The 24,683-nt window shown below is 71.8% G+C and carries 25 protein-coding genes and 1 pseudogene; 11 read left to right on the plus strand and 15 right to left on the minus strand.

Annotation, left to right across the window (positions count from 1 at the left end):
• Positions 1–70: 70 nt before the first annotated feature.
• Positions 71–541, minus strand: coding sequence for a hypothetical protein (locus tag ACFRCG_RS33415; protein WP_380038425.1), 471 nt, complete (start codon positions 539–541; stop codon positions 71–73).
• A 623-nt stretch (positions 542–1,164) separates the two neighbouring features.
• On the opposite strand from ACFRCG_RS33415, the gene ACFRCG_RS33420 reads away from it, so the two are divergent.
• The 3 genes from ACFRCG_RS33420 (at position 1,165) to ACFRCG_RS33430 (ending at position 4,221) form a co-directional block, all read left to right on the plus strand.
• Complete coding sequence (locus tag ACFRCG_RS33420) at positions 1,165–1,290, plus strand: hypothetical protein (protein WP_380038427.1); 126 nt, start codon at positions 1,165–1,167, stop codon at positions 1,288–1,290.
• On the plus strand, positions 1,287–2,450 hold the full coding sequence (locus tag ACFRCG_RS33425) for a methyltransferase domain-containing protein (protein ID WP_380038429.1): 1,164 nt from the start codon (positions 1,287–1,289) through the stop codon (positions 2,448–2,450). Before ACFRCG_RS33420 ends, ACFRCG_RS33425 begins: the two co-directional genes overlap by 4 nt.
• A gap of 259 nt (positions 2,451–2,709) precedes the next feature.
• On the plus strand, positions 2,710–4,221 hold the full coding sequence (locus ACFRCG_RS33430) for a tetratricopeptide repeat protein (RefSeq protein ID WP_380038431.1): 1,512 nt from the start codon (positions 2,710–2,712) through the stop codon (positions 4,219–4,221).
• A gap of 185 nt (positions 4,222–4,406) precedes the next feature.
• Here the strand turns inward: ACFRCG_RS33430 and ACFRCG_RS33435 are convergent, their stop codons facing one another.
• Positions 4,407–4,625: a hypothetical protein gene (locus ACFRCG_RS33435; RefSeq protein WP_380038433.1), complete on the minus strand. Its 219-nt coding sequence runs from the start codon at positions 4,623–4,625 to the stop codon at positions 4,407–4,409.
• Positions 4,626–5,235: 610 nt separating this feature from the next.
• On the opposite strand from ACFRCG_RS33435, the gene ACFRCG_RS33440 reads away from it, so the two are divergent.
• Positions 5,236–5,514, plus strand: coding sequence for a hypothetical protein (locus tag ACFRCG_RS33440; protein ID WP_380038435.1), 279 nt, complete (start codon positions 5,236–5,238; stop codon positions 5,512–5,514).
• 75 nt (positions 5,515–5,589) lie between these two features.
• Here ACFRCG_RS33440 and ACFRCG_RS33445 read toward each other — a convergent pair whose 3' ends face one another.
• Positions 5,590–5,838, minus strand: a complete 249-nt coding sequence (locus tag ACFRCG_RS33445) for a hypothetical protein (protein ID WP_380038437.1) — start codon at positions 5,836–5,838, stop codon at positions 5,590–5,592.
• A 760-nt stretch (positions 5,839–6,598) separates the two neighbouring features.
• Here ACFRCG_RS33445 and ACFRCG_RS33450 point away from each other — a divergent pair.
• Together ACFRCG_RS33450 and ACFRCG_RS33455 are read left to right on the plus strand one after the other, a co-directional pair.
• Positions 6,599–6,850 carry a hypothetical protein gene (locus ACFRCG_RS33450; protein ID WP_380038438.1) on the plus strand — a complete coding sequence of 84 codons (252 nt, stop codon included), beginning with the start codon at positions 6,599–6,601 and terminating at the stop codon, positions 6,848–6,850.
• A gap of 70 nt (positions 6,851–6,920) precedes the next feature.
• Positions 6,921–7,355: a hypothetical protein gene (locus tag ACFRCG_RS33455; protein ID WP_380038439.1), complete on the plus strand. Its 435-nt coding sequence runs from the start codon at positions 6,921–6,923 to the stop codon at positions 7,353–7,355.
• A gap of 116 nt (positions 7,356–7,471) precedes the next feature.
• On the opposite strand, the gene ACFRCG_RS33460 is transcribed toward ACFRCG_RS33455, so the two are convergent.
• On the minus strand, positions 7,472–9,073 hold the full coding sequence (locus ACFRCG_RS33460) for a protein kinase (RefSeq protein ID WP_380038440.1): 1,602 nt from the start codon (positions 9,071–9,073) through the stop codon (positions 7,472–7,474).
• 329 nt (positions 9,074–9,402) lie between these two features.
• Positions 9,403–9,762: a hypothetical protein gene (locus ACFRCG_RS33465; RefSeq protein WP_380038441.1), complete on the minus strand. Its 360-nt coding sequence runs from the start codon at positions 9,760–9,762 to the stop codon at positions 9,403–9,405.
• Between the two features lie 73 nt (positions 9,763–9,835).
• Between ACFRCG_RS33465 and ACFRCG_RS33470 the strand changes: the two genes are divergently transcribed.
• On the plus strand, positions 9,836–10,084 hold the full coding sequence (locus ACFRCG_RS33470; protein WP_380038537.1) for a HEAT repeat domain-containing protein: 249 nt from the start codon (positions 9,836–9,838) through the stop codon (positions 10,082–10,084).
• A gap of 152 nt (positions 10,085–10,236) precedes the next feature.
• Here ACFRCG_RS33470 and ACFRCG_RS33475 read toward each other — a convergent pair whose 3' ends face one another.
• Positions 10,237–13,221, minus strand: coding sequence for a transcriptional regulator (locus ACFRCG_RS33475; protein WP_380038442.1), 2,985 nt, complete (start codon positions 13,219–13,221; stop codon positions 10,237–10,239).
• 190 nt (positions 13,222–13,411) lie between these two features.
• Between ACFRCG_RS33475 and ACFRCG_RS33480 the strand changes: the two genes are divergently transcribed.
• Complete coding sequence (locus ACFRCG_RS33480; protein ID WP_380038443.1) at positions 13,412–13,570, plus strand: hypothetical protein; 159 nt, start codon at positions 13,412–13,414, stop codon at positions 13,568–13,570.
• 156 nt (positions 13,571–13,726) lie between these two features.
• Here ACFRCG_RS33480 and ACFRCG_RS33485 read toward each other — a convergent pair whose 3' ends face one another.
• On the minus strand, positions 13,727–15,313 hold the full coding sequence (locus ACFRCG_RS33485; protein ID WP_380038445.1) for a tetratricopeptide repeat protein: 1,587 nt from the start codon (positions 15,311–15,313) through the stop codon (positions 13,727–13,729).
• Positions 15,314–15,543: 230 nt separating this feature from the next.
• On the opposite strand from ACFRCG_RS33485, the gene ACFRCG_RS33490 reads away from it, so the two are divergent.
• Positions 15,544–15,720 (plus strand): hypothetical protein, encoded by a 177-nt coding sequence (locus ACFRCG_RS33490; protein WP_380038447.1) that lies wholly within the window; start codon positions 15,544–15,546, stop codon positions 15,718–15,720.
• 146 nt (positions 15,721–15,866) lie between these two features.
• Here the strand turns inward: ACFRCG_RS33490 and ACFRCG_RS33495 are convergent, their stop codons facing one another.
• A complete protein-coding gene (locus ACFRCG_RS33495; RefSeq protein WP_380038449.1) occupies positions 15,867–16,316 on the minus strand; it encodes a hypothetical protein in 450 nt (149 codons plus the stop codon).
• 269 nt (positions 16,317–16,585) lie between these two features.
• Between ACFRCG_RS33495 and ACFRCG_RS33500 the strand changes: the two genes are divergently transcribed.
• Complete coding sequence (locus ACFRCG_RS33500) at positions 16,586–17,011, plus strand: hypothetical protein (protein WP_380038451.1); 426 nt, start codon at positions 16,586–16,588, stop codon at positions 17,009–17,011.
• Positions 17,012–17,087: 76 nt separating this feature from the next.
• Here ACFRCG_RS33500 and ACFRCG_RS33505 read toward each other — a convergent pair whose 3' ends face one another.
• Both ACFRCG_RS33505 and ACFRCG_RS33510 read right to left on the minus strand, forming a co-directional pair.
• On the minus strand, positions 17,088–18,203 hold the full coding sequence (locus ACFRCG_RS33505) for a pentapeptide repeat-containing protein (protein ID WP_380038453.1): 1,116 nt from the start codon (positions 18,201–18,203) through the stop codon (positions 17,088–17,090).
• 355 nt (positions 18,204–18,558) lie between these two features.
• Complete coding sequence (locus ACFRCG_RS33510) at positions 18,559–18,813, minus strand: helicase associated domain-containing protein (protein ID WP_380038455.1); 255 nt, start codon at positions 18,811–18,813, stop codon at positions 18,559–18,561.
• Positions 18,814–18,948: 135 nt separating this feature from the next.
• On the opposite strand from ACFRCG_RS33510, the gene ACFRCG_RS33515 reads away from it, so the two are divergent.
• The gene (locus tag ACFRCG_RS33515) at positions 18,949–19,227 is read left to right on the plus strand and encodes a SchA/CurD-like domain-containing protein (protein ID WP_380038457.1); all 279 of its coding nucleotides are present in this window, start codon (positions 18,949–18,951) and stop codon (positions 19,225–19,227) included.
• A gap of 369 nt (positions 19,228–19,596) precedes the next feature.
• On the opposite strand, the gene ACFRCG_RS33520 is transcribed toward ACFRCG_RS33515, so the two are convergent.
• From ACFRCG_RS33520 to ACFRCG_RS33540, 5 genes and pseudogenes are all read right to left on the minus strand, one after another.
• The gene (locus tag ACFRCG_RS33520) at positions 19,597–19,929 is read right to left on the minus strand and encodes an SH3 domain-containing protein (protein WP_380038460.1); all 333 of its coding nucleotides are present in this window, start codon (positions 19,927–19,929) and stop codon (positions 19,597–19,599) included.
• Between the two features lie 381 nt (positions 19,930–20,310).
• On the minus strand, positions 20,311–21,831 hold the full coding sequence (locus ACFRCG_RS33525; RefSeq protein WP_380038462.1) for a cytochrome P450: 1,521 nt from the start codon (positions 21,829–21,831) through the stop codon (positions 20,311–20,313).
• A 40-nt stretch (positions 21,832–21,871) separates the two neighbouring features.
• Positions 21,872–22,856, minus strand: a pseudogene (locus ACFRCG_RS33530) (hypothetical protein).
• The gene (idi, locus tag ACFRCG_RS33535) at positions 22,853–23,440 is read right to left on the minus strand and encodes an isopentenyl-diphosphate Delta-isomerase (RefSeq protein WP_380038464.1); all 588 of its coding nucleotides are present in this window, start codon (positions 23,438–23,440) and stop codon (positions 22,853–22,855) included. The pseudogene ACFRCG_RS33530 and the gene idi overlap by 4 nt, the downstream one beginning before the upstream one ends.
• A 53-nt stretch (positions 23,441–23,493) precedes the next feature.
• Complete coding sequence (locus ACFRCG_RS33540) at positions 23,494–24,570, minus strand: polyprenyl synthetase family protein (RefSeq protein ID WP_380038466.1); 1,077 nt, start codon at positions 24,568–24,570, stop codon at positions 23,494–23,496.
• Between the last annotated feature and the right edge of the window lie 113 nt (positions 24,571–24,683).

Consider the following 24,683-nt stretch of genomic DNA (forward strand, 5'->3'; position numbering starts at 1 on the left):
CGGTCGGTGTCATCACCGTCGCTGCCGACTGCCCGCGGGTCGGATGCCGGGTCCTGCCGGCCGGAGCGGGTCACGTGCCGGTGATGTGCTGGTCGCGACCGGCCATGAACACCCGTCCGTGGTCGTACGCCGTCCCGTGCATGATCACCGACCGGATGTGCTCCTGCTGATCCGGCCCCAGCGCGGGCGCCAAGTGGTCCTCCAGAAGCCGGCGCAGTCCGTCGGTCAGTATCGGGTCGGCGGCCAGCAGACCCCGCAGCCACCCGGTCCACCGCTCCGCCAGCTCCCGCTCGGCCCTGACGTCTCCGGCCCTTCGCGCGACCAGCACCGCCTCGCGCAATCCCTCCAACGCGGTCAGCACCGCCCGATCGTCCTCGACCCCGCCCGGACTCGACGCGCCCGGTGGCCCGCCGGGCCTGACCAAACGGGACCTCCACCAGCCGGCCACCGCGTCCCGGGTCCGCTGCCACGCGTCCGTGGCCATCGCCCCCACCAACGCCCCACCCGCGGCCACCACGACCGGGTCCACCAACGAATCCACCGCTACGCCCCCTCGACAGGAGCCCGGTGCGGCGCACACCACGCCGGCCACCCGCCCCACTACCAACTCTCGGTACCGACAAGGCCGTTCCACCGGAGAACCGACATACCGCCGAGGAGGACACAGGAAACAGCCCAGAGTCAGTTACAGACCGTAGGTTCCGGCGATGAGCACCCGTCGGTGCCCGACAAGTGCCGACAATCCCCGCGCTCGGCCCGGGTGGGCGATAGCCATCCGCCGCTGCAGCCGCCCGAAATCAGGCCTGCCCGCCTCGTCCAAGGCCACCACCAACCCGGCCAGCACGACCGCACGCCCCCGCAACTGCCTGCCCAGCACGATCAGTTCCGAGTGGTGGCGCTGCCGACCTCGTGGACCGGGCACGGGAGCAGGAGTTGCGGGCCACCCGCATCTCGCCCTCTTGGACGCGAACCTGCATCCCATCCCGGGCCACGCCTGAACCGGGGGCTCGCCCGGCCGGGTCGGCCCTTCGACTCGATCTGCCGTCCGGGGCACCCGGCCACGGTCGATGCCGTGACAGCGACCTCGAGTGTCGATCGGTTCCCCTCGGAGTGTGTTCCGCGTCATCATGGGACTTCGGACCGTGACGAGCCTGGAGGTGCGCGATGGGCGAGCACAACAAGCCGGATCAGCCGTTGGACAAGGGCGACCCGCCCCCCGGGAACGGGGACGGCCGCGTTCCCAAGCCCGAGGACCCCAAAGGCAAGCACAAGAAGGACCGGCAGGAGTGAACGCCGGCCCCGGCGACATCGCCGACCATCGCCGCCGCGCGCTCGCGGCGATGGACACAGACAACGCGTGGCCGGAGGACTCCCCGTGGCTGCGTGACGCGGTCGAGGACCTGCCGCGCGACGCCTTCGCGCCCGAGGTCCTGTGGACCTGGGACGGCCACGCCTGGCAGAGCGTCGACCGCGCCGGCGACCCGCAGGCCTGGGCCCGACTCGTCCACGCCGGACCCGATGACGCGACGATCACCGAGATCACCGACGGCATCCCCTCCTCGTCCCTGTCCTGCACGTCGATCGTCGTCGACATGCTCGACTCCCTCGACCTCGAACCCGGCCACCGCGTCCTGGAGTTGGGCACCGGCACCGGCTGGAACGCCGCCCTGATCGCCCACCGCGTCGGTCCCACCGGACACGTCACCAGCATCGAGGCCGACCCCGCCCTCGCCACCGGCGCGGCCGCGACCCTGACCCGCGCCGGAGCGCGCGTGGACGTCCGGATCGGCGACGGCGCCCTCGGCCGGCCCCCGGCCGCCCCCTACGACCGGGTGATCGCCACCTACGCGGTCGAACGCGTCCCCCGGGCCTGGATCGAACAGACCACCCCCGGCGGCGACATCGTCCTCCCCTGGACCCGCCTGGGCTACTTCGCCCTCACCACCGCCAAGGACGGCCGCTCCGCGAGTGGATGGCTCCACGGCCTCGCCCAATTCATGAACGCCCGCGGAACCCCCACCGCCCCCGCGCACCGCCAAGTCCGCGCCGACCGCGACCCCGATCACGAACGCGCCTTCACCCGCGACCCGCGCCCCCTGCACGACAACGCCCACCTGATGTGGGCGCTGCGCCTGCGCCTGCCCGACGTCATGTTCGACACCACCGCCGACACCCGCGGCGTTCACGCCCGTCTCCACGACGGCACCGAGTCCTGGGCGACGATCACCACGCCGCCGAACGGTCGTCCGATCGCCTCTCAGGGCGGTCCGCGTCGCCTCGTCGACGAACTCGAGGCCGCGTGGGACGCGTGGACCGCGGCGGGCGCGATCGGACTGTACGAGCACGGTATGACCGTCACGGCCGACGACGAGCAGTTCGTCTGGGCGGGCGACCCCGACACCGGCACCCGATGGCCCCTTCCCGTGCCCACGCCGCTCACGATCGGGTGAGGCCCGGCATACCCTGCGGCGCGGCCCGGCGACGGCGCGATCAGGGCCGCCCGGGAGTGACGTGGCAGCCGATCCACGTTTGTCACGCTTGGAGGCGTCCGCCCCGCGAGCCTCCGAGCAGGGCAGCGTCAGCCGGATCCGGTGCCGGCGCCGGACACGTCGTCGTTCCTCCCGCACCCAAGACGGGGAAAGCCCTGATGCGCCCGTTCACAGCCTGGTAGACCATCGAATCCAGGACCACGCGCAGAGGGGGCACACCGTGGCCGACACACACCGCATCGTCGACGGGCGTTACGAACTCCTGCACCGCCTCGGCCATGGCGGCATGGGTGAGGTCTGGACCGCCCACGACCTTCGATTGCACCGGACCGTCGCCGTCAAACTCCTCACCAAGAACGGGGACCCCGCGGCCGAGAGGATGTTCGTCCGCGAAGCCCAGGCCGCCTCCACCTTCAACCATCCCAACGTCGTCACCATCTACGACGCCGGCGGCGGGGCCGAAGGCGAACCCATGTACCTCGTCATGGAACGCCTCCACGGACAAGACCTTGCCCACCATTGCCGGGAGAACCTGCCCTCCATCGACCAGGTCGTCGACTGGACCCGCCAGATCTGCGACGCCCTCGAAGCCGCCCAGGCCGCGAACCTGGTGCACCGCGACCTGAAGCCCGCGAACCTCTTCCTCACCCACGAAGGCCGCATCAAGATCCTCGACTTCGGCCTCGCTCGCACCTACGCCACCATCACCGCCAGCGCAAGCGCCATGATCGGCACCACCCCCTACATGTCGCCCGAACGTTGGCAAGGACGCGTCGGCGACCACCGCGGCGATCTCTACTCCCTCGGCTGCATCCTCTGCGAACTCCTCACCGGTAGAACACCTTTCGCCCACCACGAGGCATCCGGGCAGATGTACGCCCACCTCCACGAAGAGCCGCAAGCGCCGATCGAGCTACGCCCCGACGTGTCACCGAACCTGAACCAACTCGTCCTGGACCTCCTCGCCAAAAACCCAAAGGATCGCCCCACCAGCGCCACAGAGACACGAAACCGCCTCCCACCCCATGGCGACCAACGTCGACCGACAACCCAGAGCCCCAAAGAGACCGCCTACGTGCCTTCGACCACGGACACCGACCTCGACGACAACCCCAAGCGAACTCACGATTCGGGGGATGTCGGAGAGGCGGAGGAGTTGTATCGCGGCGCCCTCGCTGGTGGGGACGTTCGCGCGGCCTATGGCCTCGCCTTCCTCTTGTCGGATATGGGTCGTGTGGAGGAGGCGGAGGAGTTGTATCGGCGTGCCCTCGCCGACGGGCACAAGGACGCCGCCAACAATCTTGCGCTCTTGGTGGCGAGGTCGGGTCGTGTGGAGGAGGCGGAGGAGTTGTATCGCCGGGCCCTCGCCGACGGATACAACCCGTACGCCGCCAACAACCTTGCGAATCTCCTGATCGAGTTGGGTCGTGTGGAGGAGGTAGAGGAGTTGTATCGGCGTGCCCTCGCCGACGGATACGAGTACGCCGCCTTCGACCTCGCCTGGTATTTGGCGAGGTTGGGTCGCGTGGAGGAAGCGGAGGAGTTGTATCGGCGTGCCGTCGCTGCCGGGCACCGCTCTGCGGCCTACAACCTTGCGCTCCTATTGGAGAAGTTGGGTCGTATGGAGGACGCCGCGGAGTTGTATCGGCGTGCCCTTGCCGACGGCCACCATTCTGCGGCCACCGACCTGGCGAACCTCCTGACGAAGCTGAACCGCATCAAGGGCGCCTGACCGGCGAGGCGGATCGCGGCGCCGAGCGAGTTCTCTCGCGGACCGTCCCCAGGCCGCGGCCTCACGGCGCAGGCGGGTGTTCGCGACACGATCGGTGGTGCCGCCCATGGCGGCCGCCGTGCGGCTTCGGCGAACCCGACCTCAACGGTGGGACGTGTTCCCCCGGGCGTCGGCACGTGACATGTTTACGGAACGGGCCCGACGTCCTGGTGGTTGGGTAGGGGCGCGTGGTGCCGGAGGGGCGTGGGATGGAGCCGCTGGCGGCTGGAGATCCGACGCGGATGGGCGATTTCGTACTTCATGCCCGGCTGGGCGCGGGCGGAATGGGCCAGGTGTTCCTGGGCCTGTCGCCGGGTGGGCGCGCGGTGGCCGTGCAGGTCGTGCATCCGCACCTGGCGCACCACGAGGAATTCCGTGTACGGGCGACGGTGGCCACGGCGGTGGCGACGTCGCGCAGCACGGCGAGGGTGACGTCGCCTCCTCCTGGAACGCCGTGGCTTCACGACAGAGCTCGTCCGGGTGCGCCCAGCGGAAACCGGCGCGGCCGCAGCGCCTGTGCACGTACGCAGTGTCGGTGGCGCGTGCGTCGACGGGGCGGGAGGCGTCGGCGGATGTCGGGTGCGCGTGCGGTGCGCGCGCGAGAGCTCGATCCGCTTGGTGTGGCCTGGGGGTTCGTCGTTGCCGTTGACGGTCGGACGGCGCCAACTTCAGCCGGGCCTTTCGGGTTGCATACGGCATGACTCCGGGGGAGTACCGAAACCTTCACGATCCTGGAGCTGTGCGCGAACGGTCAAGAACCGTGCATGCCATGACAAGGACCTCCTGACCATTTCTCGGCACCCTGGTTTCGGGGGCAGGCACCGATCCTCCCGGCTGCGGACCGGCCCTCGTGCAGGTGGCTTCGTTCACTTTCGGTTCGTCGGGTGACGAGCAGAAGCAGTCGATGACAACAGCGCACAAGTCAGGACCGCCGCGCTACCGGCTTCCGGGAGCGCCTCACAGAAAGGAAGACCGATGCGTATTCGCAAGCTCCTTGCCGGCGCAACGCTGGGATCCGCACTCCTCGTAGGAGGTCTCGCCGCCCCCGCCCAGGCCGCGTCCGAACCGGCGCAGGGCCGCACGCTTGGTGCCAAGTCGGCCGCAGGTTGGTCCCTCTACGACTACTACGCCTGGAAGAGCGACTGCAACTGGGCGGGCCAGGTTGGGAAGAGCAACGGCTGGTGGACGCGCTATGAGTGCAAGAACGGCAGCTGGCTTCCTGGGGACGACTACGAGCTGTGGGTCTACAACTGACCGATCCGGCCCGGACATCTGTCTCTGATCCCGTAAGTGGCAGGCGCTTGGCGCGCTCGGCCCGGCCGGATCTGGTCATCCGGCGCCGGGGCGGGTGCGGCGTGCGTGGGCGGTGGTGCTCGCCACGATGGTGTCCACCGCGGTGGCGACGTCGCGCAGCACGCCGAGGGTGACGGTCGGGTCGTCGCCGTCGACCGGGGCGATGGCGACGACCCGATCCAGGATCCGGGAGGCGCGCGCGGCCACCGTGGCGTCGGGCGACGTCGACTGCTGCGCGGGCCCGGCCGGGGTCGCCGGGCCCGCGCCCGGCGCCGGTTGGGGCACGGCCGGTTCGGCTGCGGGATCGGCGGTTCGTACGTGTCCGGCGCTGGCCCGGTGTTGTCCTCGAGGCCGTCGTGCGGCCCGTCGTACGGGTCGACCCGACGTGCCACCCACGGCCGGCGCGGCCCCGCCGTGCCGGGCCGGGGTTCGTGCGGCCGTGCGGCGGCCACGGCCCGGTCCTCGGCCGGGGTCGGCGGCAGCATCGGCACGACGTTCCGGGGCCTCCACGCCGCCTCGGTGCTCCATTCGTAGGCGCATCGGTAGCAGCGCCACAGGCCATCGCCCTCGGCCGTGACGTCGGTCGACCAGCACGACCCGCACCGCACCGGGGTCCGGCGGGTCCGGCGCAGGTGCCATCGCATGCGATCCCCTCCATCCGTGACCGGGGGGCAGACAGTTGTACACCGATCACGGACTGCTGTGGAGGATTGGATTCCGGATCGGCGCGGGTGGCGACCGGGCTCGGCTCGGCCGGCCGCGCCGAACGGGTCGTGGATCGATGCCGTTCGCCCCGCCGTCGGCCCCGTCATTCCGGGCGCCGTTCCGGGCGCCGGTTTGGATCGGCGCCCCCGGGCGGGCATCGCCGCAGGTCGGCGCCCCTGTATGCCACCGCGAACGGCGCAGACTGGTAGGGGATTTCGCCGGATCTCCCGCAACCCCCCACCGTGCCCCGCCCGGTCGGGGCGGATCCACCGCGCTTCGCAACCGGCGTGTTCTCCCGATCCCCGTCCGCGCGTCGGCGGGGCCGGCTACGGTCGCCCCCATGACGACGGACGACACCCCCGACCTCCTGCGGACCTGGTACGGCCACGATCCCCGCAACCCCGATCCCGACCCCGACCGGGCCGGGATCCAGCTGGTCGGCGGGCCGTTGGACGGCGAGTGGCTGGTCGTCGACGACGGCGACCCGCCTTACCCGGGTGGGGTCGCCCTCGAATCGGACGGCTGCGCTTGGCAGTACGGCCGCAGCCACTACGAGCACGCGGATCCCCCGTCCGATCCACCAACAACGTAGGAACGCCTGACCCGCCCCCCACCGCGGGGGCCGTGCGCGGCGTCGGCGGATTCGCGCCGATACTCGGCATATGCGCGAGATCGGCGAGAACCCGACGCCCGACCGGCCCCGCCGCCGGCCGGGCGTCGCGCCGCCGGGATGGCCCAGGGGCGTGCGCCCGCCCGGGGAGGCCGGCTGGGAGGACACCGCCGTCGCCTGGCTGTTCGACCAATGTCCGCCCGACTACCGCGACCACGCGGTGTTGCGCGCGTTTCCGCTGGTCCTGGCGAGGATGGCGCGGCAGCACGTCGCGGCCGCGCTCGCCGCGGCCCGGGACGGCTACGCCGGCGCCCGCGTGGAGCTGCGCGGCGCGGTGCCGGTGCACGGCATGGACGGGGTGATGCGGATGTACGAGCACGAGGGTTCCCGCGCGGCGGTCACCGAGCGCGCGGTGGGCCTGGTGGAGCGGGCGCTGGCCGGCGAACGGTGGCCCGCCAGGCAGCGCCCGGCCGACCCGCCCGGTTAACGGTTCGGATCATCCCCGCGCGCCGCACGCACGAGGTCGTCGCGCCTGTGGTGTGGGGCCCGGGGGAGCGGCACGGGATGGCCCGACGTCGCCGGGGAGACGCGAGCCGTCGCCGCCTACGTCGCCGGCCCTGCGCCGGTTGCGGCGTCGAGCGCGTACACGTTCTTGTCGTCGCTGCCGACGTACACCAGGCCGCCGGCCACCGCCGGGGACGGATCGACCCCGCTGCCGGCGGTGTAGGCCCATTTTTTGGTGCCGGTGGTGGCGTCGATGGCGTACACGTTCTTGTCCTGGCTGCCGATGTACACCACGCCGTTCACCACCGCCGGGGATGACAAGACCGCGTCGCCGGTGGTGAAGCGCCATGGTCGGACGGTCGAGGTCGAGGTCGCGGTCGAGGGGGGCGCGGGGACTCCGGGAGCGGACGTCGTCGCGGTTACGGGGGCTTCGGGAGGGGACGTCGCCGGTTGTGCCTGTGGACCGGTGGGCGGGTTCGTCTTGTGAGCCGCCGTGCCGCCTCCGGTGTGGGTGAGTGCCACGGCGATGCCGGTTCCGGCGGCGGCTGCTGTTCCGGCGGCGATCCACAGGAACCGGCGTCGCCCGGGGAATGCGGCCGTCGACGCGGACCCGTCGGCATCGCTGTCGCTGTCGCGTTGAGCGGTGGCGGTTGCCGGTTCGGGGGCGGCGGTCGGCGTGCCGTCGACCGGTTCGCCGGCCGGTGTGGGTGTGGGCGGGGGTGGTGTGGGCGCCCGGGTGCGTGTGGGTGCCTGTGCGAGGGCGGTGTCGGTGTCGGTGTGTGGTTCGTGTGGCGTCGGTTCCGGGTCCGGCTCGGGGTCGGGGTCGGGTGCGGCGGGGGTTGCCGCCGGTGGCCGGCCGTCCGCCGGGATCGGGGACGCGGGTGTCGCCCGGTCGGGTGTGCCGATGGCGTGCAGGCGTGTGTGTAGCTCGTCGGCGGTGGCGGGTCGGTCGTCGGGGTTCTTGGCGAGCAGTGCGAGGACGAGGTCGTCGAGCCGGGCGGGGACACCCGGGCGGTGTGCGCCGGGGCGTTCGGGGGTCTTGCGGAGGTGGGCGTTCATCATCGAGACGGGGCTGGTGGCCTCGAACGGGACCGTGCCGGTGAGGAGTTCGTGCAGGACGCAGCCCAGGGAGTACAGGTCGGAGCGGGCGTCGCCGGGGTGCTCGTCCAATCGTTCCGGGGGCATGTAGGCCAGCGTGCCGATCACCTTGCTGGACCGATGCGTGGACTCCACGAACCGGGCGATCCCGAAGTCGAGGACCTTGACCCGCCCGTCCGTCGTGAGCATCAGGTTCGCGGGCTTCAGGTCCCGGTGGACGATCCCCGCGGCGTGCGCCCGGGACAACGCCGCGGCGACCTGCCCGGCCCACTCGACCGCGACGGTGACCGGCGGCGGCCCGTCCTCGCGCAACACCGTCGCCAGATCCCGGCCCTCGACGAACTCCATCACCAGGAACAACGACCCGTCCGCCTCGTCCCGGCCCAGATCGTGCACCGTCACCACCCCGGGGTGGTGCAGCGCCCCGGCCGTGCGGGCCTCGCGCAGGAACAACGCCGCCCCGGCCGCGTCCCCCGGCGCGTGCGGCAGCAGTTTGACCGCGACCCGCCGCGCGATCACCCGGTCGCGGCCCTCCCACACCTCCCCCATCCCGCCCCGGCCCACGAACCGCACCAACTCGTACCGCCCCGCCAACACCCGCACGACCACCCACCCCCCCGGACCGGCGCCCCCACAGCGCCGCGTCCCAACGTGCCATCGCCGATCCCGCCGACACCCGCGAGTGACCGAATCGTGTTCATCGGCCGCCGCCGGGACGCGATCCGGCGTGGCGTACGCGACGCACAGCCGAGTCGCCGACCGCGGTCGAGTCGTTGACCCATTCGCGGAATTGCGCGTTCTCGTGCCGAACCACGCTGCGGGTGTTCCTCGGCCGAGGACGTCGTCGATCCGGCGGCGGCGTGCGGCGAGCCGCTGGACGACACAGGGCGCGAGGGCGTCCTCGCCCGCCTGTGCCCGGCCGACCCGGCCGGTTACCGGTTCGGGTCGTCCCCGCGCGCCGCGCGCACCGCCCGCCGCAGTTCGTCCCGGCCGGCCGGGCGGGGCGTGTCGTCGTCCGGGTCGCCGGCGACGATCCACCGCCGGTCCGCGATCTCGGCCGCGACCCGCTCGGCGGCCCGCGCCACCGTCGCGGTGTCGTCGGGGGAGCCGTGCGACGAGATGCCGTGCCACTCCCCGGGGCCCCACACCACCAGGACCTCCCCGAGGTGGACCGCGCAGCCGAGCACGGAGTCCTCGGCGCCGCACGCTGCCACCCACCCCAGCAGGAACTCGTCCGCGTCGTCGATCAACAGCGTCAGTAGCGAGTCCTGACACGAGACGCAGCCGTCCATCGCCGCCCCAACGAGCGACCCCAGCAAGACGTGGTCCGCCGGACGGCCGCCGTGGCAGGTCGCGGTCGATGCGATTGCGGGTGGGTGGCCGGATGATTCGGGGACGCTCGCGTTGCTTCGCGACCTCGCCACCACCGACACCGACGCCGGCGTTCGGGAAGCTGCGGTCGGGGCGATTGCGGGTGGGTGGTCGGATGATTCGGGGACGCTCGCGTTGCTTCGCGACCTCGCCACCACCGACACCCCCGCCGGCGTTCGGGAAGTCGCGGTCCAAGCCAGCACGCGACACCACGCCAAGGATCGCCAACAGGCCTCTGAGTGAGGGGTGTCTTTGTACATGCGCTCATGGGCGCGGGGGTCTGCCAGGGTTGGTTGCTGCCGCAGCAGGTGGTCCGTTAACCGAACTAGATCGCACGTTTTCGCAGGTCAGAGCGGGTTTCTGCTAGCTTCCCGGCGTGCTTTGGACTGCCTCTGTCACATCTCGTCGGTTGCATCGAAGCCCTGCTGCGACCACTCGCGCAAGAGTTTGACGCCGTCGTGGTCGCCCGCTGTTTGTCGCAAGTGAGCCAAGCTCATCAGCACATGCCTGTTTCCGGCCTCGACCGCTTCACGGGCCAGGCGCTCCGCGCCCATGTGATCACCCGCCTTCTCTCGCCACTCTGCCAGGGATGACAGGGCATAGGAATGTCCGTGGACGGCCGCCTGACGGGCTAGGTGTTCGGCGCTCGTACGATCGCCTGCTTGCTCGCGCAGCAGGGCCAGCCCTGCCAAAGCGTAGTAATTTCCTTTAATGGCGGCTTGGCGGGCCCAGTGTTCCGCGCTTTCGTGGTCTCCTGTTTTCTCGCGCAGCACGGCCAGTTGTGTCAGCGCGTCGAAGTTTCCCGCGTCGGCGGCTTGGCGGGCCAGGCGTTCGGCGGTTTCTCGATCGCCCGCCTGTTCGCGCAGCAGGACCAGCCCTTTCAGTGCCTCAACGTTTCCCATGTCGGCGGCTTCGCGGTACAAGTGTTCGGCGCCTTCACGATCGCCCAGTCGCTCGCGCAGCGCGGCCAACCAGACCAGCGCCTCGGGGTTCCTGGTGTCTGTGGTTTTGCGGTACAGCCGTTGGGCGCTCTCATGTTCGCCTGTTGCGCCCAGCCACGTCAGTGCCCGAAGGTTCCCGGCTTCGGCGGCTTCGAGAACCAAGCGTTCCGCGCTCTCATGGTCGCCTGCCTCCTCCCGCAGCGTGGCCAGCTGTGTCAGTGCGTCAATGCTTCCCGCGTTGTTGGCTTGGCGGGCCAGGTGTTCGGCGCTTTCATGGTCGCCCGCTTGCTCGCGCAGCAGGGCCAGCCCCGTCAGGGCTTCACGGATTCCCGTGTCGGCGGCTTTGCGGTACAGGTGTTCGGCGCCCTCATGGTCGCCGGCTTGCCTGCGTAGCGCGGCCAACCGCATGAGTGCCCCGACGTCCCCGGCGTCGGCGGCTTCGCGGTACAGATTGTCGACTCCGCCACGATCACCTGCCCGTTCCCTCAACAGGGCCAGGTCCGTGAGTACCTCCGGGTGACCGATGCCAGCGGCTCTGCGGGCCAAATCTTCAGCTTCCTGATGATCGCCTGCCTGTTCCCGTAGTTCGGCCAACCATGACAGCGAGTAGAAGTGTCCGGCATCGGCGGCTTCGCGGGCCAGGCGTTCGGCGGCCTCGCGATCGCCCTCCCTTTCGCAAGCCGTGGCTGCCCACATCAGCGCGTTGTGGGAGCCGGCTTCGGCGGCTTCGCGTGCCAGGGGTTCAGCGTTCGCCAAATCCCCTGCGTCCGCCAGCACCAGAACCAGCCGTTCCAATGCCTCGGTGTCTCCGGCGTCGGCGGCTTGGCGGTAGAACCGCTCGGCGCTCTCAAGGTCTCCCGCCTCGTGCCGCGAATAGGCCAGTGCGCCCCACCCGCGTGGATCGTCGGCGTTCGCTGCCTTCGCGTAGAGGCGTTCGGCGTGGCGTATCCGTAGCCGTGCGTATGCGGCGCGACCGAGGGTGAGAGTGTCGTCAGTGGTGCGGGCGTGGTCGTGGGCGGCGTTCCAGAAGGAGGTGCCGGGACACAGGGCGCCGCGTGTGTGGCGTGCGTGTTGTTCGAGGTAGTCGGCGAGGCGATAGGTGGGTCCGTCGCCCGTGGCCGGGTTGCGGGTGCGTCGTCGTGGTCGGATGCGGGTCAGGGGCGCGGTGGCGCCGTGGACGCGTTCGGTGGTGTAGGCGAGGGCCTGTTCGAACCAGTCGTCGGCCAGTGCGTCGGATTCGTCGTCGGTGAGGTAGGCGTCGGCTGCGTCCTCGAGGAATCCCTGGCGTAGGACGGGGCCGTGGCCGAGGCGGCGGGCATCCATGGCGGCTTCGAGTACCGCCCGTCCGTGGGCCGGGGCGAGGTCGAGGCGTTTGAGCAACGCGAGGGCGCCCGCCAGGAACTGGGCCACGCGCCCGTCGGTCCCACTGGCGAGGGCGTGTGCCAACCGCGGGTCTTCGCCTGCTTTGGCGCGGAGGGTCTCCAGGTCGGTGCCGGTGAACGCCTCGGGCACGCGCACATCGGTGCCGGTGAGCAGCGCCCGTGCCTGCGCGTGCGGATCCGGGCGGTCGGTGGAGGGCCGACTGGTGAGGGTGTTCCAGAAGGGGTCCGGCCACAACGTCGCCAGGACGAGCACCGGCGCGCGGGCGCGATCACGCAGGAGTTCGCGTAGTTCGGCCGCGACGCGCTCGCCGGCCCCGGCCGGTTCCAGGTAGAACTGGGCCTCGTTGAGCCACACGACCGTGCGTGGCCCCACCGCGGACAGTTCGGCCAGGGCGGCTTCGGGGCGTCCGGGGGCGATGGGGTGCCACAACCGCCACCCGTCCGGCACGCCGTGGAGGGCTTCCCAGCAGGCGCGCGTCTTGCCGGTGGAGGACCCGGCAACCAACGTGACCATCGTGCTCTCCCCGCCCGTCGCGCGTTCCACCGCCTCGTGCAGCACCTGGTCGTGGGCGCGGGGTACGTACACCGGCAGCACCGGCAGCCCCGCTCGCGTGTGTTCGGGGCCCTCTATCGCGCGGTGCACCTCCAACGCGAACGGATCCGTGAACTCGCGAACCGGTCGACCGGCGAAACCTTCGCCCACGACCGTGGGTTCACCGTCGCGGGGTGTGTGGGGGCGCCCCATGGGGCGGCGTTCGCGCACGGCCTCGCCCCGCAGGCGCTCCCACGCTGCGGTCGGCGTCGCGACATAGGCGTGGTTGCGGCGGGCGGCTTCCTGTTCGAGCCACCTCACCAGGAAGGCGAACCGAACCGGATCGGCCGGCACACCGCGTCCGTTGAACCAGTCGCTGAGCACCGTGGTGCTCAACACCACCGGCTGCTCCTGCCCGGCACCTTGGCGGACGAGTGTCGCGTACGTGGGCGATCCGGCCCGTTCGTACAACTTCCGCAGCGACTCCGCCAGTTCCGTTGCCTTGCCGCCCGCATCTCCCGCCACGAACCCCGACCTTCTCGACGCATCCGGTCCGGATCCGGTCCGGACGGCCACCGGATAACCCGCGCACCCGGACCCAGCAGCCTAGAGACGGACCACCGGCCCTGAGGCGGTCGCCGGAAAAACGTCCGTGGGCGCTCGATGGGACGACGCGAACCCGCCCAGGAGTTCGCACCCGCTCGGGGAGACCACCGTGAACGACGACCAGTCGACCAACGACCCGACCACCGCGCGCCGCGGCCGCCTCGTCCGTATCACCCGATCCCTCGCCGCAAGCACCGTGCATGGCCTGGCCACCGGTATCGGTACCGCCACTGGGACCTGGCTCGTGTGGTGGATCACCCACCGCTGACTTCTCGCGTGACCATCTCCACCACCAGCACCCGACGCCCGGCCCCGAGGCCGCCACGGGCACCGTAGTGGGACCACGCCGGGCGACGGCGGCGACATGCCTCAAAAGGCGAAAAGCGCCCACCACTCCAAGTGGCTGCAACGCTCTGCCCGGGTTTCACATGTCCTCTCGTAGCGTGACGGCTTCTTCTTGGGCGGCCGTCGCCTCTTCGGGTCGACCCAGTGAGTGCAGGGTCGTGGACAGTTTGTCCAGCGTGTTGGCGAGGCGGTTTCGGTGCGTGGGGTGTTGTTCAGCGAGGTTGCGGCGGATGGCGACGACCTCGGTGAGCACGTTCGCCGCCTCTTGGTGTCGAAGCATGCTGCCCAGGGTCGAGGCCAGCCTTTCCAGCGAGTTGGCGAGGCCGAGTCGGTGTCCGGGGTTGCCTTCGGTGAGGTCGTGGCGGATGGCGACGACCTCGGTGAGCACGTTCGCCGCCTCTTGGTGTCGACCCAGTGAGTGCAGGGTCAAGGCCAGCATGTCCAGTGAGTTGGCGAGGTCGGAGTGGTATGTGGGGTCGTGCTCGGCGAGGTCGCGAGTGACGTCGACCGCATCGGCGTATACGTTCGCCGCGTCGTTGTACCGACCCACGTTGTTCAAGGCGGTGCCCAGGCTGAACAGTGATTTTGCGAGGCGGGGGCGGTGTGCGGGGTCGTGCTCGGCGAGGTCGCGAGTGACGGCGACCGCATCGGCGTATACGTTCGCCGCGTCCTCGTACCGACGCATGTGTTTCAGCTCGGTGCCCAGGGTGATCAGTGATTTTGCGAGGCGAGGGCGGTGTCCGGGTTCGTGCTCGGCGAGGTCGCGAGTGACGGCGACCGCATCGGCGTATACGTTCGCCGCGTCCTTGTGCCGACGCATGTGTTTCAACTCGGTGCCCAGGATGGACAGTGACTTGGCGAGGAGGGGGCGGTGTGTGGGGTCGTGCTCGGCGAGGTCGCGGTGGAGGAAGACGACCTCGGTGAACACGGTCGCTGCGTCCTCGTGCCGACCCGCGTCGCGTAGGGAGAGGCCCATTTTGCTCAGTGTGTCGGCGAGGTGGGGTAGGCGCGCCGCGATGGGGTTGTAGCGGGTCGTGTCGGTACCTGCGGGCGCGGGATCGTCCGGTGTGTCGATGTCCGGGTTCCCGATCGGCGTCGGCGTCGGCGCCGATCGGACCAGTTCGTCGCGGAGTTCGGTGATTCGAGTGTGGGCGTCGGCGAGTTCCTTGCGCAGGGCGTGCCACTGGGCGCCCAAGTCGGTCAGGAGCGTGAAGGCTTCGCCGACGGACAGTTCGGTGTCCGGGTCCAGGCCCGTCTCGCGCAGGACCGCTTCGGCGTCGGTGGGATCGGGTCGGCAGGCCCCGATCAGTGCCCCGACGGTCAGTCGATCCGTTCTCGGGGACGGGGGTGCGTCGCGTTCGGCGCGCCACAGCGCGTGGAACCGCACCACGGTTTCATCCGGGTCGGGGTGGTGCACCGACTCGCCGGCGAAGTGCCGCACGACGGACGCCAACCGCGGCCAGTCGGGGACGCTTTTCCCATGGAGGAGCGCGGACAGTGTTTCGTGGCTGACCGTGGACGGCAGATCCTCGCGTCGGCTGATCGCGTTCGCTGCGGCGCGGGTTCCGGGCCGTCCGGCGTCGGTGTACAGGGCGTGAAACGCGATCACCAACTCCCGCCGCGCGCCCGCCGGCAACCGTCGTTCGTCCGGCATCCCGATCGCCATCCACGCCCCCATGCACCCGTACGCCAATTTCCGCCAAGTCTCGTGCGCCGCACGTGCCTTGCGCAGACGAAACGCCGATCCGCCCACGACAGACCTCGTGTGGAACACGTGCCGTTCGCGTCCGGCTCCCGTGTGCCCGCACGGCTCGCACACCCCCGACACGTCCACGCTGGAACAAGGCGGCACCTCACACCGCCCATCCATCCACGACGCATCCTCGGGACACAGACATGACCACCATCGCCCCCGGCACGCCCGACCGCCCCACCGCCTCGTCCACCGTGACTGCGTGGGCTCGTCTGGCCCGTGCCGGCCGAGTCCTGACCGCGACCGCCGCGCGCGGCGTGGCCACCGGTATCGGTACCGCCGCCGGGACCTGGCTCGTGTGGTGGATCACCCACGGCTGACGTCTCGCGTGACCATCGCAACGGCGGGACGCTGTCGATCCGGCGTGCCGTTGCCCATCACGGGCAGCAGTGCAGCGCGGGCGGCCGGGTCACCCACCACGCCGCGCAGCACCACGTGCACCCGGTGGGTGCAGGGGTGGTGTCGGTCATTGCTGCCGCGGTGCGGGTCGGGTACGTCGTGCGTGCGCGGCGCCGGCCTGGATGGTCTCCACCGCAGTGGCGACGTCGCCCAGCACCACGAGGGTGACGGCCGGGTCGCCTCCGTCGACCAGGGCGATACCGGCGAGATGATCCAGGATCCGGGAGGCGTGCGCCGCGACCACCGCATCCGGGTTCGGCGACGGGCGTTCCGCCGGCCCGCCCGGGAGAGCCATGTCCGGGGTCGGTTCCGACGCGGCGGCCTCGGCCGCGGGGATCGGTGTCTCGTACGCGTCCAGCGCAGGCCCGGGATCGTTCTCGGGCCCGTCGTCGGGCGCGTCGTACGGGTCGATGCGACGTGCCGCCCACGGCCGGCGCGGGCCCGCCGCGCCGGACCGCCGAGGCTCGTGTAGCCGGGCCGCGACGGCCTGGTCCTCGGCGGGGGTCGGCGGCAGCATCGGAACCACCTCCCGGGGCCGCCAGGTGGCCTCGGTCCCCCACTCGTACGCGCACCGGTGGCAGCGCCACATCCCGGGCGCCTCGGGCGTGACGTCCGTCGACCAGCACGACCCGCACCGCACCGTCGCGCGGCGCGTCCGGCGGCGGGTCCGGCGCAGGTGCCACCTCATGTGATCGCCTCCAGCCCTGTGGGGTGCAGACCGTTGTACACCGCTCACCCACGGATGTGGAGCGTGCCGCTCCGGATAGGGCGCCCATACTCGGACACATGCACCAAGATCCCTCCCCGCAGTCACCCGGGCGGGACGGCATCGCGCCGCCCGGGTGGCCTCGGGGCGTGCGCCCGCCCGGCGAGGCGGGATGGGAGGACAGCGCCGTGGCGTGGCTGTTCGACCTCTGCCCGCCCGGGTACCGCAACCATCCGCACCTGCGGAAGTACCCGCTGATCCTGGCCCGGATGGCGCGCCAACACGTCGCGGCCACCCTCGCCGCCGCCCGGGACGGCTACGGCACCGCGCGCTTGGACCTGCGCGACGCGATCCCGGTGCACGCGATCGACGGTGTGTTGAGGATGTACGAGTACGAGGGATCCCGCGCCGCGGCGACCGAACGCGCCGTGGTCCTGGTCGAACGCGCGCTCGCGGGTGAACGATGGCCGGCCCGGCCCCCTCGAACGGGCGGATCCTGGACCTGATTGAACCTGTCGCCGTTCTCCAGGATCACGACGCCGGGGCCGGATTGCCCGTCGTGCCGGACACCGCCCGACCGAGTCAGGTTGCCCGAGTCGCCCCGGTCAGGTTCGTGCTGCTCAGGTTCGTGCCGGTCAGGTTCGTGCCGGTCAGGTCCGCGCTGGTCAGGTCCGCGATGCGCAGATCCGCGCCGCTCAGGTTCACGCGGGTCAGGTTCGCGCGGGTCAGGCGCGCGCCGCGCAGGTTCGCGTGGGTCAGGTTGGCGCCGGTCAGGTCCGCGCAGTCCAGTTGCGCGTCGCTCAGGACCGCGACGATCACGTCCGCGTGGCGCAGCCTCACGCGGCTCAGGTCCGCGTCGGTCAGGTCCGCGCCGTGCAGGTTCACGTGGCTCAGGTCCGCGCCGGTCAGGTGCGCCCCGCGCAGGTTCACGTGGCTCAGGTCCGCGCCGGTCAGGTGCGCCCCGCGCAGGTCCGCGTGGCGCAGGTTCGCGCCGGTCAGGTTCGCACTGCTCAGGTTCGCGCCGGTCAGGTTCGCGCCGTACAGGTGCGCCCCGCGCAGATCCGCGCCGCGCATATACGCGGCGGCCAGGTTTGTGCCGGTCAGGTCCGCGCGCCTCAGGTTCCCGTTGACCAGGCCCGCGCCGTGCAGGTGGATCCTGGACAGGTTGACCAGGGACCGGGTGGGTTCGAGGAGCACAAGGGTGGTCAGTGCGGTCTGCACGTCCGGGTCGGGATGGCCGGGCGCCCCCTCGGCCCCGGCGGCGGGGACACGGTCCCGCAGGAACGCGACGAGGATCCGCACGATGTGGTCGGTCTGTTCCGGGGCGTCCTGGACGATCTGCTCCAGCGCGAACACCCCACCCGACCGCACATAAGGCAGATCCGACCCCAGCCGTTCCAGCGCGTTGGTGAACCGCTCGGTCACCTGACCACGCCGATTCAACCGGAAGTTCCGGGCCGTGTAGAACAACGCGAACCCCGCGCCGAGCGCGGCCAGTCCCTGGATCAGCGCCAGCCGGAATTGCCCCTCGGCCTGCGCACGCGTCTCCGCATTCAGCTTGTCCCATCCCGGGCGCGACATCGGCACCAGCGCGTGGAGCACCGCCGCCCCCCACCACGCGGCCATCACCGCAACCCCCGCCGCGACGACTCCGCCGATCCCGGCCCACACCCGCCAACCCCACCCAGGAAGCCTCATACCCCCATGGAACAGCGCGACTGGACCGCCCGGGGAGCCAACCAAGGGTTCGCTCAGATTCCGAGGGGACTCCCCAGCAGCAAGCCCGGACCGGGCCCCCTTGCACTCACCCGACCCGCGCACCGAGGCCCGCGCCCGGCCCGCCCCCGGGCCGACCGTTTACCCGTCGCCTGCCCCGTCGCCTGCCCCGTCGCCTGGGGCGTCGCCTGCCCCGTCGTCCTTGGAAACGACGGGGCCCACGTGGGTGTTCGGGCCGGTCGGGGGCGAATGTGCACCCTCGAAAATGCGCAGGCTGTATATGGGGTTCATCGTGAGTAACCCCAATCCACCCCCGGCCGGCCCGGCCGCCCCCGGCTCACGTCCAGCGCATCCCCAACGCGTCCAACTCCGCGATCCGCTCCTCCGAGAGCTTCGCCCGCCTGCTCCTGGTCGTGGTCACCCACACCCCGAGCCTGACGTCCTGCGGCCACCCGTCGAACGCGGTCACCGTCTCCACGTGGGCGCGCGGCACCTCCAGGTGCCCCACCCGGGCCCGATACGCCGCCGCCGCGCCCACCGCGATCGCCCATGCCTGCTCCCGCGTGCGCTTCGGCCGAGGCCCGTCCGGCACCGCCGCCGTCTCGGGCTCGGCTGCCGCGGTGTCGACCGTCGCTGGCGGGGTGAGCCCGGGCGCGAGCGGCTGCTCGTGCTGCGCCGCGCCTCGGCTTCCTTCGTTCGAGTAGGCGGTGTCCGCCGCGGTGCCGCCGTGGTCCGCGACGCGGACGGCACCGAAGTCGCCCGCAGCCTCGGCACCGCGGTCTTCGCCCGGGACGACCGGCTCCTGCGCGTCGTCCACTACCGGGGAGACCTGGGCCGACTCCTGCTGCACATCGGCCGGTCCCTCCTCTCCGGCGGCCTCGCCCGCGAACTCGCCCCCCACCTGCCGGAGAACCCGAGCATCGACTCCGCGGAAGCGTTCGCCGCGTTCTTCCGCCACGCGCAACTGCCCTGCGTGTACCAACGCGGCCGGGGCGACCCCACCTGACGGCGGGGCGGAACCGGCCCCGCATGCCCGGTGACGCTTCGGCCCACCCGCCGCCCACGACGGGGTGGATCCCCCCGGCGAGGCGCGAGTCCCGGTCGCACCGGACCGGGCCGGGAAGGAACGCGCCGCCGGCTTCGTCGAGGTGCTCCTCGACGTGGGGGATGTTCGCGCCGCGGACCTCGATGTCTCGCGGTTGGTCGCGGCGACCCCGTTGCGGACGTGCGGTGCCACGGAACCGGCACGCGGCGCCTGCGGGTGTCCCCCACCCGGGCCCGGCGCCCCACCACGGGGCACGTGCAAAGGCCACCGTCGCGTGATGGTGGGGTCGCGCTGGCCGGGCCCGTTGCGTTCGGGGTGGTCGGGTGTGGATCAGCAGTCGACGTTGCCGACGTTGATCCAGACGCCGCTGGCGATGCCGGGGAGGTCGCCCTGGTACCACTCGCCGTTCTGGCCGGTGACGTCGAATTCCTGGCCTTGGTTCACCGTGCCCAGGGCCTTGTACTCCGTGCCGGGTCCGTTGCGGTAGGTGACGTTGTCGTCGTTGACGTTGCACTGGACCCCGGCGCGGTGTCCTGGGGCGTGCGCGGCGGACGCGGTGGGCGGGGCGTGGTGCGGCGCGGCGGACGCGGTGCCCGCGAGGGCGAGGGTCACTACGACGACGGCGGTGCCAGCGCGGACGAGCAGACGGGATACGGGGGACACGGGGACTCCTCGACGCGGGGTCGGCCGGCGAGACCACCGACCAACCACACGGTTCCACCGGAGAGTGGAAAGTATTCGAACGAACACCGCCCGATCGGTGCTCCGCGGTGGACGACGCCCGGGCCGACGTCGTCGAGCCGGCCGCCCGCGCCCCGCGCGACCTGTTCGGTCGGGTAGTCGGTGGCGTGGGACTCGTCGGGGCCGTCGTCGAGTTCGTCGAGGCTCTCCTCGCCTTCCCCCCGGGACGGTGTCGCGAGGGTCCTGCACCCGCCGTTCGTGCATAAAGCGCGCCGGCGGGGGATTCCGGCGGTGCCCGCGCCGGCATGCCGGGAGTACCTCCCGGCGTTCCCGCGCCGCGCCCGTCCGGTGTCGGCGTGGGTGTCAGGGTGCTGTGGTCCCGTCCGGGTCGTCTCGGTGCCGGAGACGGTGGTCGTCGGTGGGCCGCGGATGCCGGGCGCACGCCGGCCCGGGCCGGCCGACGATGTCGGGGGCGGCGCCGGGGCGCCGAGCGCGCGGGCTGCGGGATTGGTACGTCATGTACAGGGGGCCCGTGGCGTACTCGACGGTGGTGATGGGGCGTACGCGGGCGCCGGGGGCGGGGCGGAATCGTCGGCCGCGGGTGAGGACGGCGAGGGCGAGGAGCATCTCTGTGTGGGCGAAGTCCGCTCCCGCGCAGCGGCGCGCGCCGGCGCCGAAGCCCAGGAAGGCCCCCGTTGGCGTCATGGCCGCGCGTTCGGGGAGCCACCGGTCGGGGCCGAAGCGTTCGGGGTCGGGGTACCAGCGGGCGTCGTGATGGATCTGGTGGGGGCTCCACACGATCGTGGCGCCGGCGGGCAGGGGAGTGCCGGCGACGCGGGTCGGTTCGGCGACGTTCTCGGTGAAGACCCACACGGGCGGGTACATGCGCAGGGTTTCGGTGAGTACGCGCCGGGTGTACTCGAGCCGGGGCAGGTCCTCGGCGGTGACCGGGTGCCCGGCCAGGACGCGGTCGATCTCCCCGAACACGCGCGCCTCCACCTCGGGATGGTCGGCCAGGACCTTGAAGGTCCAGGCCAGCGCGACGGCGGTGGTGGCCTGGCCCGCCGTGAGGACGGTCATCACCTGGTCCCGCAGTTCCCGGTCGGTGAACGCCTCGCCGTCCTCGTCGCGATGATCCATCAGGGCCCGCAGCATGTCCGGGGCACCGGCCGGGGCGCGGGGATGGGCGCGGTAGTCCGCGACGACGGCGTCGACGGCCCGGTACAGTCGCGCTCGCGCCCGCCGGAAGGCACGGTCGCCGCGGGTGGGTATGCCGCGCAGGCCGCAGGCACGGACGATCACGTGGGCCACCAGGCCGGACATGACGACCGGCAGGTCCCGGACCATCGTCGCGATCGCGTTCTCGTCGGCGTCGGTGGGACACGCGGAGATCATCGTCTTGACGATCACGCGGGCGCTGATCGACCCGACCTCGGCACGGAGGTCGAAGGGCACGTCCTCGCGCAGGTCGCTCGCGGCCGCCTCGAGTTCGCGGATCATGATCGGGGCGTACGTCCGAAGCCGCGCCTGCGTCAACCCGGCGCGCACCAGGCGTCGTTGACGGGGATGCTGCGACCATGGGCAGGTCACCAGGCCCGCGCCGACGATCTCTCGGGCGGCGTCGATGAACACCCCGCCGCGGTCGTAGGTCTCCGGGTGGAGCAGTACTTCGCGGACCAGTTCGGGCGTACACGCCAGGTAGGCGGGCCTGGGGCCCAGTCGGATCTCCACGAGGTCGCCCGCGCGGGCCGCGGCGGCCAGCAGGGGGAAGGGCCGGCGGAGCAGGGCCGGGGCGTGGCCGAACAGCGGCCGTGCGCCCGGCAGTCGCGCGAACCGCGGCGGGTGCCGGTCGGTCGTGGGGTCGGTGTGCGTGTCGCGGCTCATGCTTCGGTCACTCCCGGGTGCGGGTGGGAGAAGGTGGTGTTCACGGGGCGCGGTAGCGGCCGGCGGCGAAGCCCCAGTCGTGGTTGCCGCGCACGAAGTCGCACAGCGTGGCGACCCACCGGCGCACCGCGCGGCGTTCGTCGCCATCGAGTCCCAGCGCGCGGCACAGGTCGTTCGTCCCGGCCGTCGCGGCGGCGAGGGTGCGGGCGTGGGCGTCGGCAAGATGTACCAGATCGGCGATGGCCTCGGCCCGGGTTCGGTCGTGGGCGTGCATCACGCAGTGGACGAGGTTGTGGTCGCCGGTGATCTCGTCGTTGTCGAGCGAGTAGATCTCGTTGACGACGAGGACGTGGTCGAGGGCCGCTTCGAGCATGGCCCGGAAGCGGCTGTGGTGCAGGGCCGCGAGCGGCATCTCGAAGCCTCCCACGCGTTCGCCCATGTTCACGGTGGGCCGGAACCCGAGCGTGTCGCGTCGGGTCGCCAGGTGCTCCCGTGCGGTCGGCGACCTCGGCGTAGTGCCCGTAGAGGTAGCGTCGCCATTCGTGGGCGGCGCGCCGGCACCACGTGGCGGACATGCCCTCGCGCTCGCGCTCCCACGCGTCGGCGAACGCGGCCACGATGGGCAGGGCGTCGTCGCCGGCCCCGCCGTCGGGTCGCGACAGCACGGTCAGGAGCTGATCGCAGGCGGCCAGGGCTACGTCGGGGGATGCCCCGGCGGGGACGGTGAAGCCGTCGTCGAAGAGGAAGAAGAACGCGGACAGGTCGCAGACCAGGTCGATGTCGGGGCCGACGGCGTCGGGGAAGAAATACGCGGCGATGTCGGGCACTTGGGACGCGCGATAGCGCGCGGCGGCCTCGTCGCCGACGACGATGCGGTGGCCCGCGGCCCACCGCAGATTACGCTCGAGCGCCGACGCCGGCACCGCGGAGACCCGCGGCGGGAACGGGATCACGAAAGGCGTACCGGCCCCGGTCGGCGACACCCGGGGTGGAGTCGCACCGGTCGCGGCCTGCGCGGGTGTCATCGCAGTCCTCCGGGAAGATCGAGGGCGGGGATCGCCGGCCAGGCGCGCGGGTCGGGGCCCAGAGCGGCGAGGGCGGCGATGGTCACGGTGCTCCACGGGGACAGGCACGCGACGCCGACCGTGTTCGCCGCGGCCAGATCGCTCCAGTCGACCCACGCGGTCTCGGCGACTTCCCGCGGATCGGGCCGGATGCCGCCGGTGAGCAAGGCACGCACGACGGGTCCGACCTCGTTCTCCACGATGCCGTTGTCCATCACCGCCCGATAGCGCACCGCCGCCAACACCGTGTCCAACCGGTCCGGGACCGCGCCCAGTTCCGCGTCGAGCCGGCGGCACACCGCGTCGTGGAGCGCCTCTCCGGGGGCCGGGTGGCCGCAGCAACTGTTCGTCCACACCCCCGGCCACGTCCGCTTCGCCCAACTCCGCCGGGTCAACAGGAACCTGCCCGCGGCATCGAACGCGTAGCAGGTGAACGCCAGATGCAACGGGGTGTCCTCGTGATGGATCGTCGCCCCGGGGGCGACGCCGATCGCTTCCCACCGCTCGTTCAACAACACGACCAGGTCGCCGCAGCCCTTCGCCATCGCCCCTCCCTCCCGTCGGGCCCGCCGCGTCGTGGCGGAGGCGCCGTGAGCGGTCACATCTCCCGTGCGGTCGCGGCCAGGGCCAACTCCCGCAGGGCCGCGTCCGGCGCGGGCGCGAACGCGGCCTCGTCCAACACGCGCAGGGCACGTCGGTACCGGGCGGTGATCATGTCCTCGACGCCCCGTCGCGCGCCGGTCGCCTCCAACACGACCCGGATCCGGCGCGCGCCGTCCTCGTCCAGATCCGCGCGTCCGACCAGGGCCCGCAACGTGGCCTGCTGCTCGGCGTCGGCACGACGCAGCGCCAGCGCGAGCAGAACCGTTCGCTTGCCCTCGCGCAGATCGTCCAGGTTCGGCTTGCCGGTGGAGTCCGGGCGGCCGAACACGCCCAGCAGGTCGTCCCGCAACTGGAACGCCTCGCCCAGCGGCAGACCCAGCGCGGTGAACACGTTCGCGAGATCCGGGCCCGCGCCGGCCACCGCCGCGCCCAGTTGGAGGGGGCGCTGCACGGTCCCGCCCGCGGTCTTGTACCGCACGATCGCCAATGCCGCCTCGACGTCCTCGTCGAAGCGGTCGCCGCCCAGCAGGTCACGGTACTGGCCGAACATCACCTCCGCCTGCAGCGTGTCGTCCACCGCGTGCACCGCCCGCGCCCGATCGGCGTCCAGCCCCGCCGAGTGCAGGAGTTCCCGGGACCAGATCAGGGCGAGGTTGCCCACCAGCAGCGCGGCATCCGCGCCCATGCGCTCCGGTCGGCGGTGGTCGGCGTAGCGCTTCGCGAGGAGGCGATGAACGGTCGGACGACCGCGGCGCGTCGCGGAGTCGTCCATGATGTCGTCGTGGATCAGCGCGAACGTCACGAACAACTCCAGCGACGCCGCCACCCGCAGAATCGCGTGCCGCTCGCCCCGCCCACCCGCGGCATGCCAACCCACCACACACAACACCGGCCTGATGCGCTTGCCGTCGGCCGCCAGGAAGTCCCGCACCACCGGGACCACTTCCGGCGGATGCCCGCACTCGGCGGCCTCGCGCGCCTTGCCGGCCAGGAACTCCTCGAGCACGGCGTCGACCTGCTCGCGCACGACGGTCATGTCGATCCGCTCCCCGGCGGCGGGCGGGTACGTCACGGGTGATCACTCCCCGGCGATCGTGATCCCGAGGCCCGAACGCATTCCGGGCCGGGCGGGCGACCCGTCGAACGAAGGGCCGAAACCGCTCCCACGATGGGCCACGCAACCGC

Origin of the sequence: Embleya sp. NPDC056575, from assembly GCF_042793325.1 — a bacterium.
Lineage (GTDB): Bacteria > Actinomycetota > Actinomycetes > Streptomycetales > Streptomycetaceae > Embleya.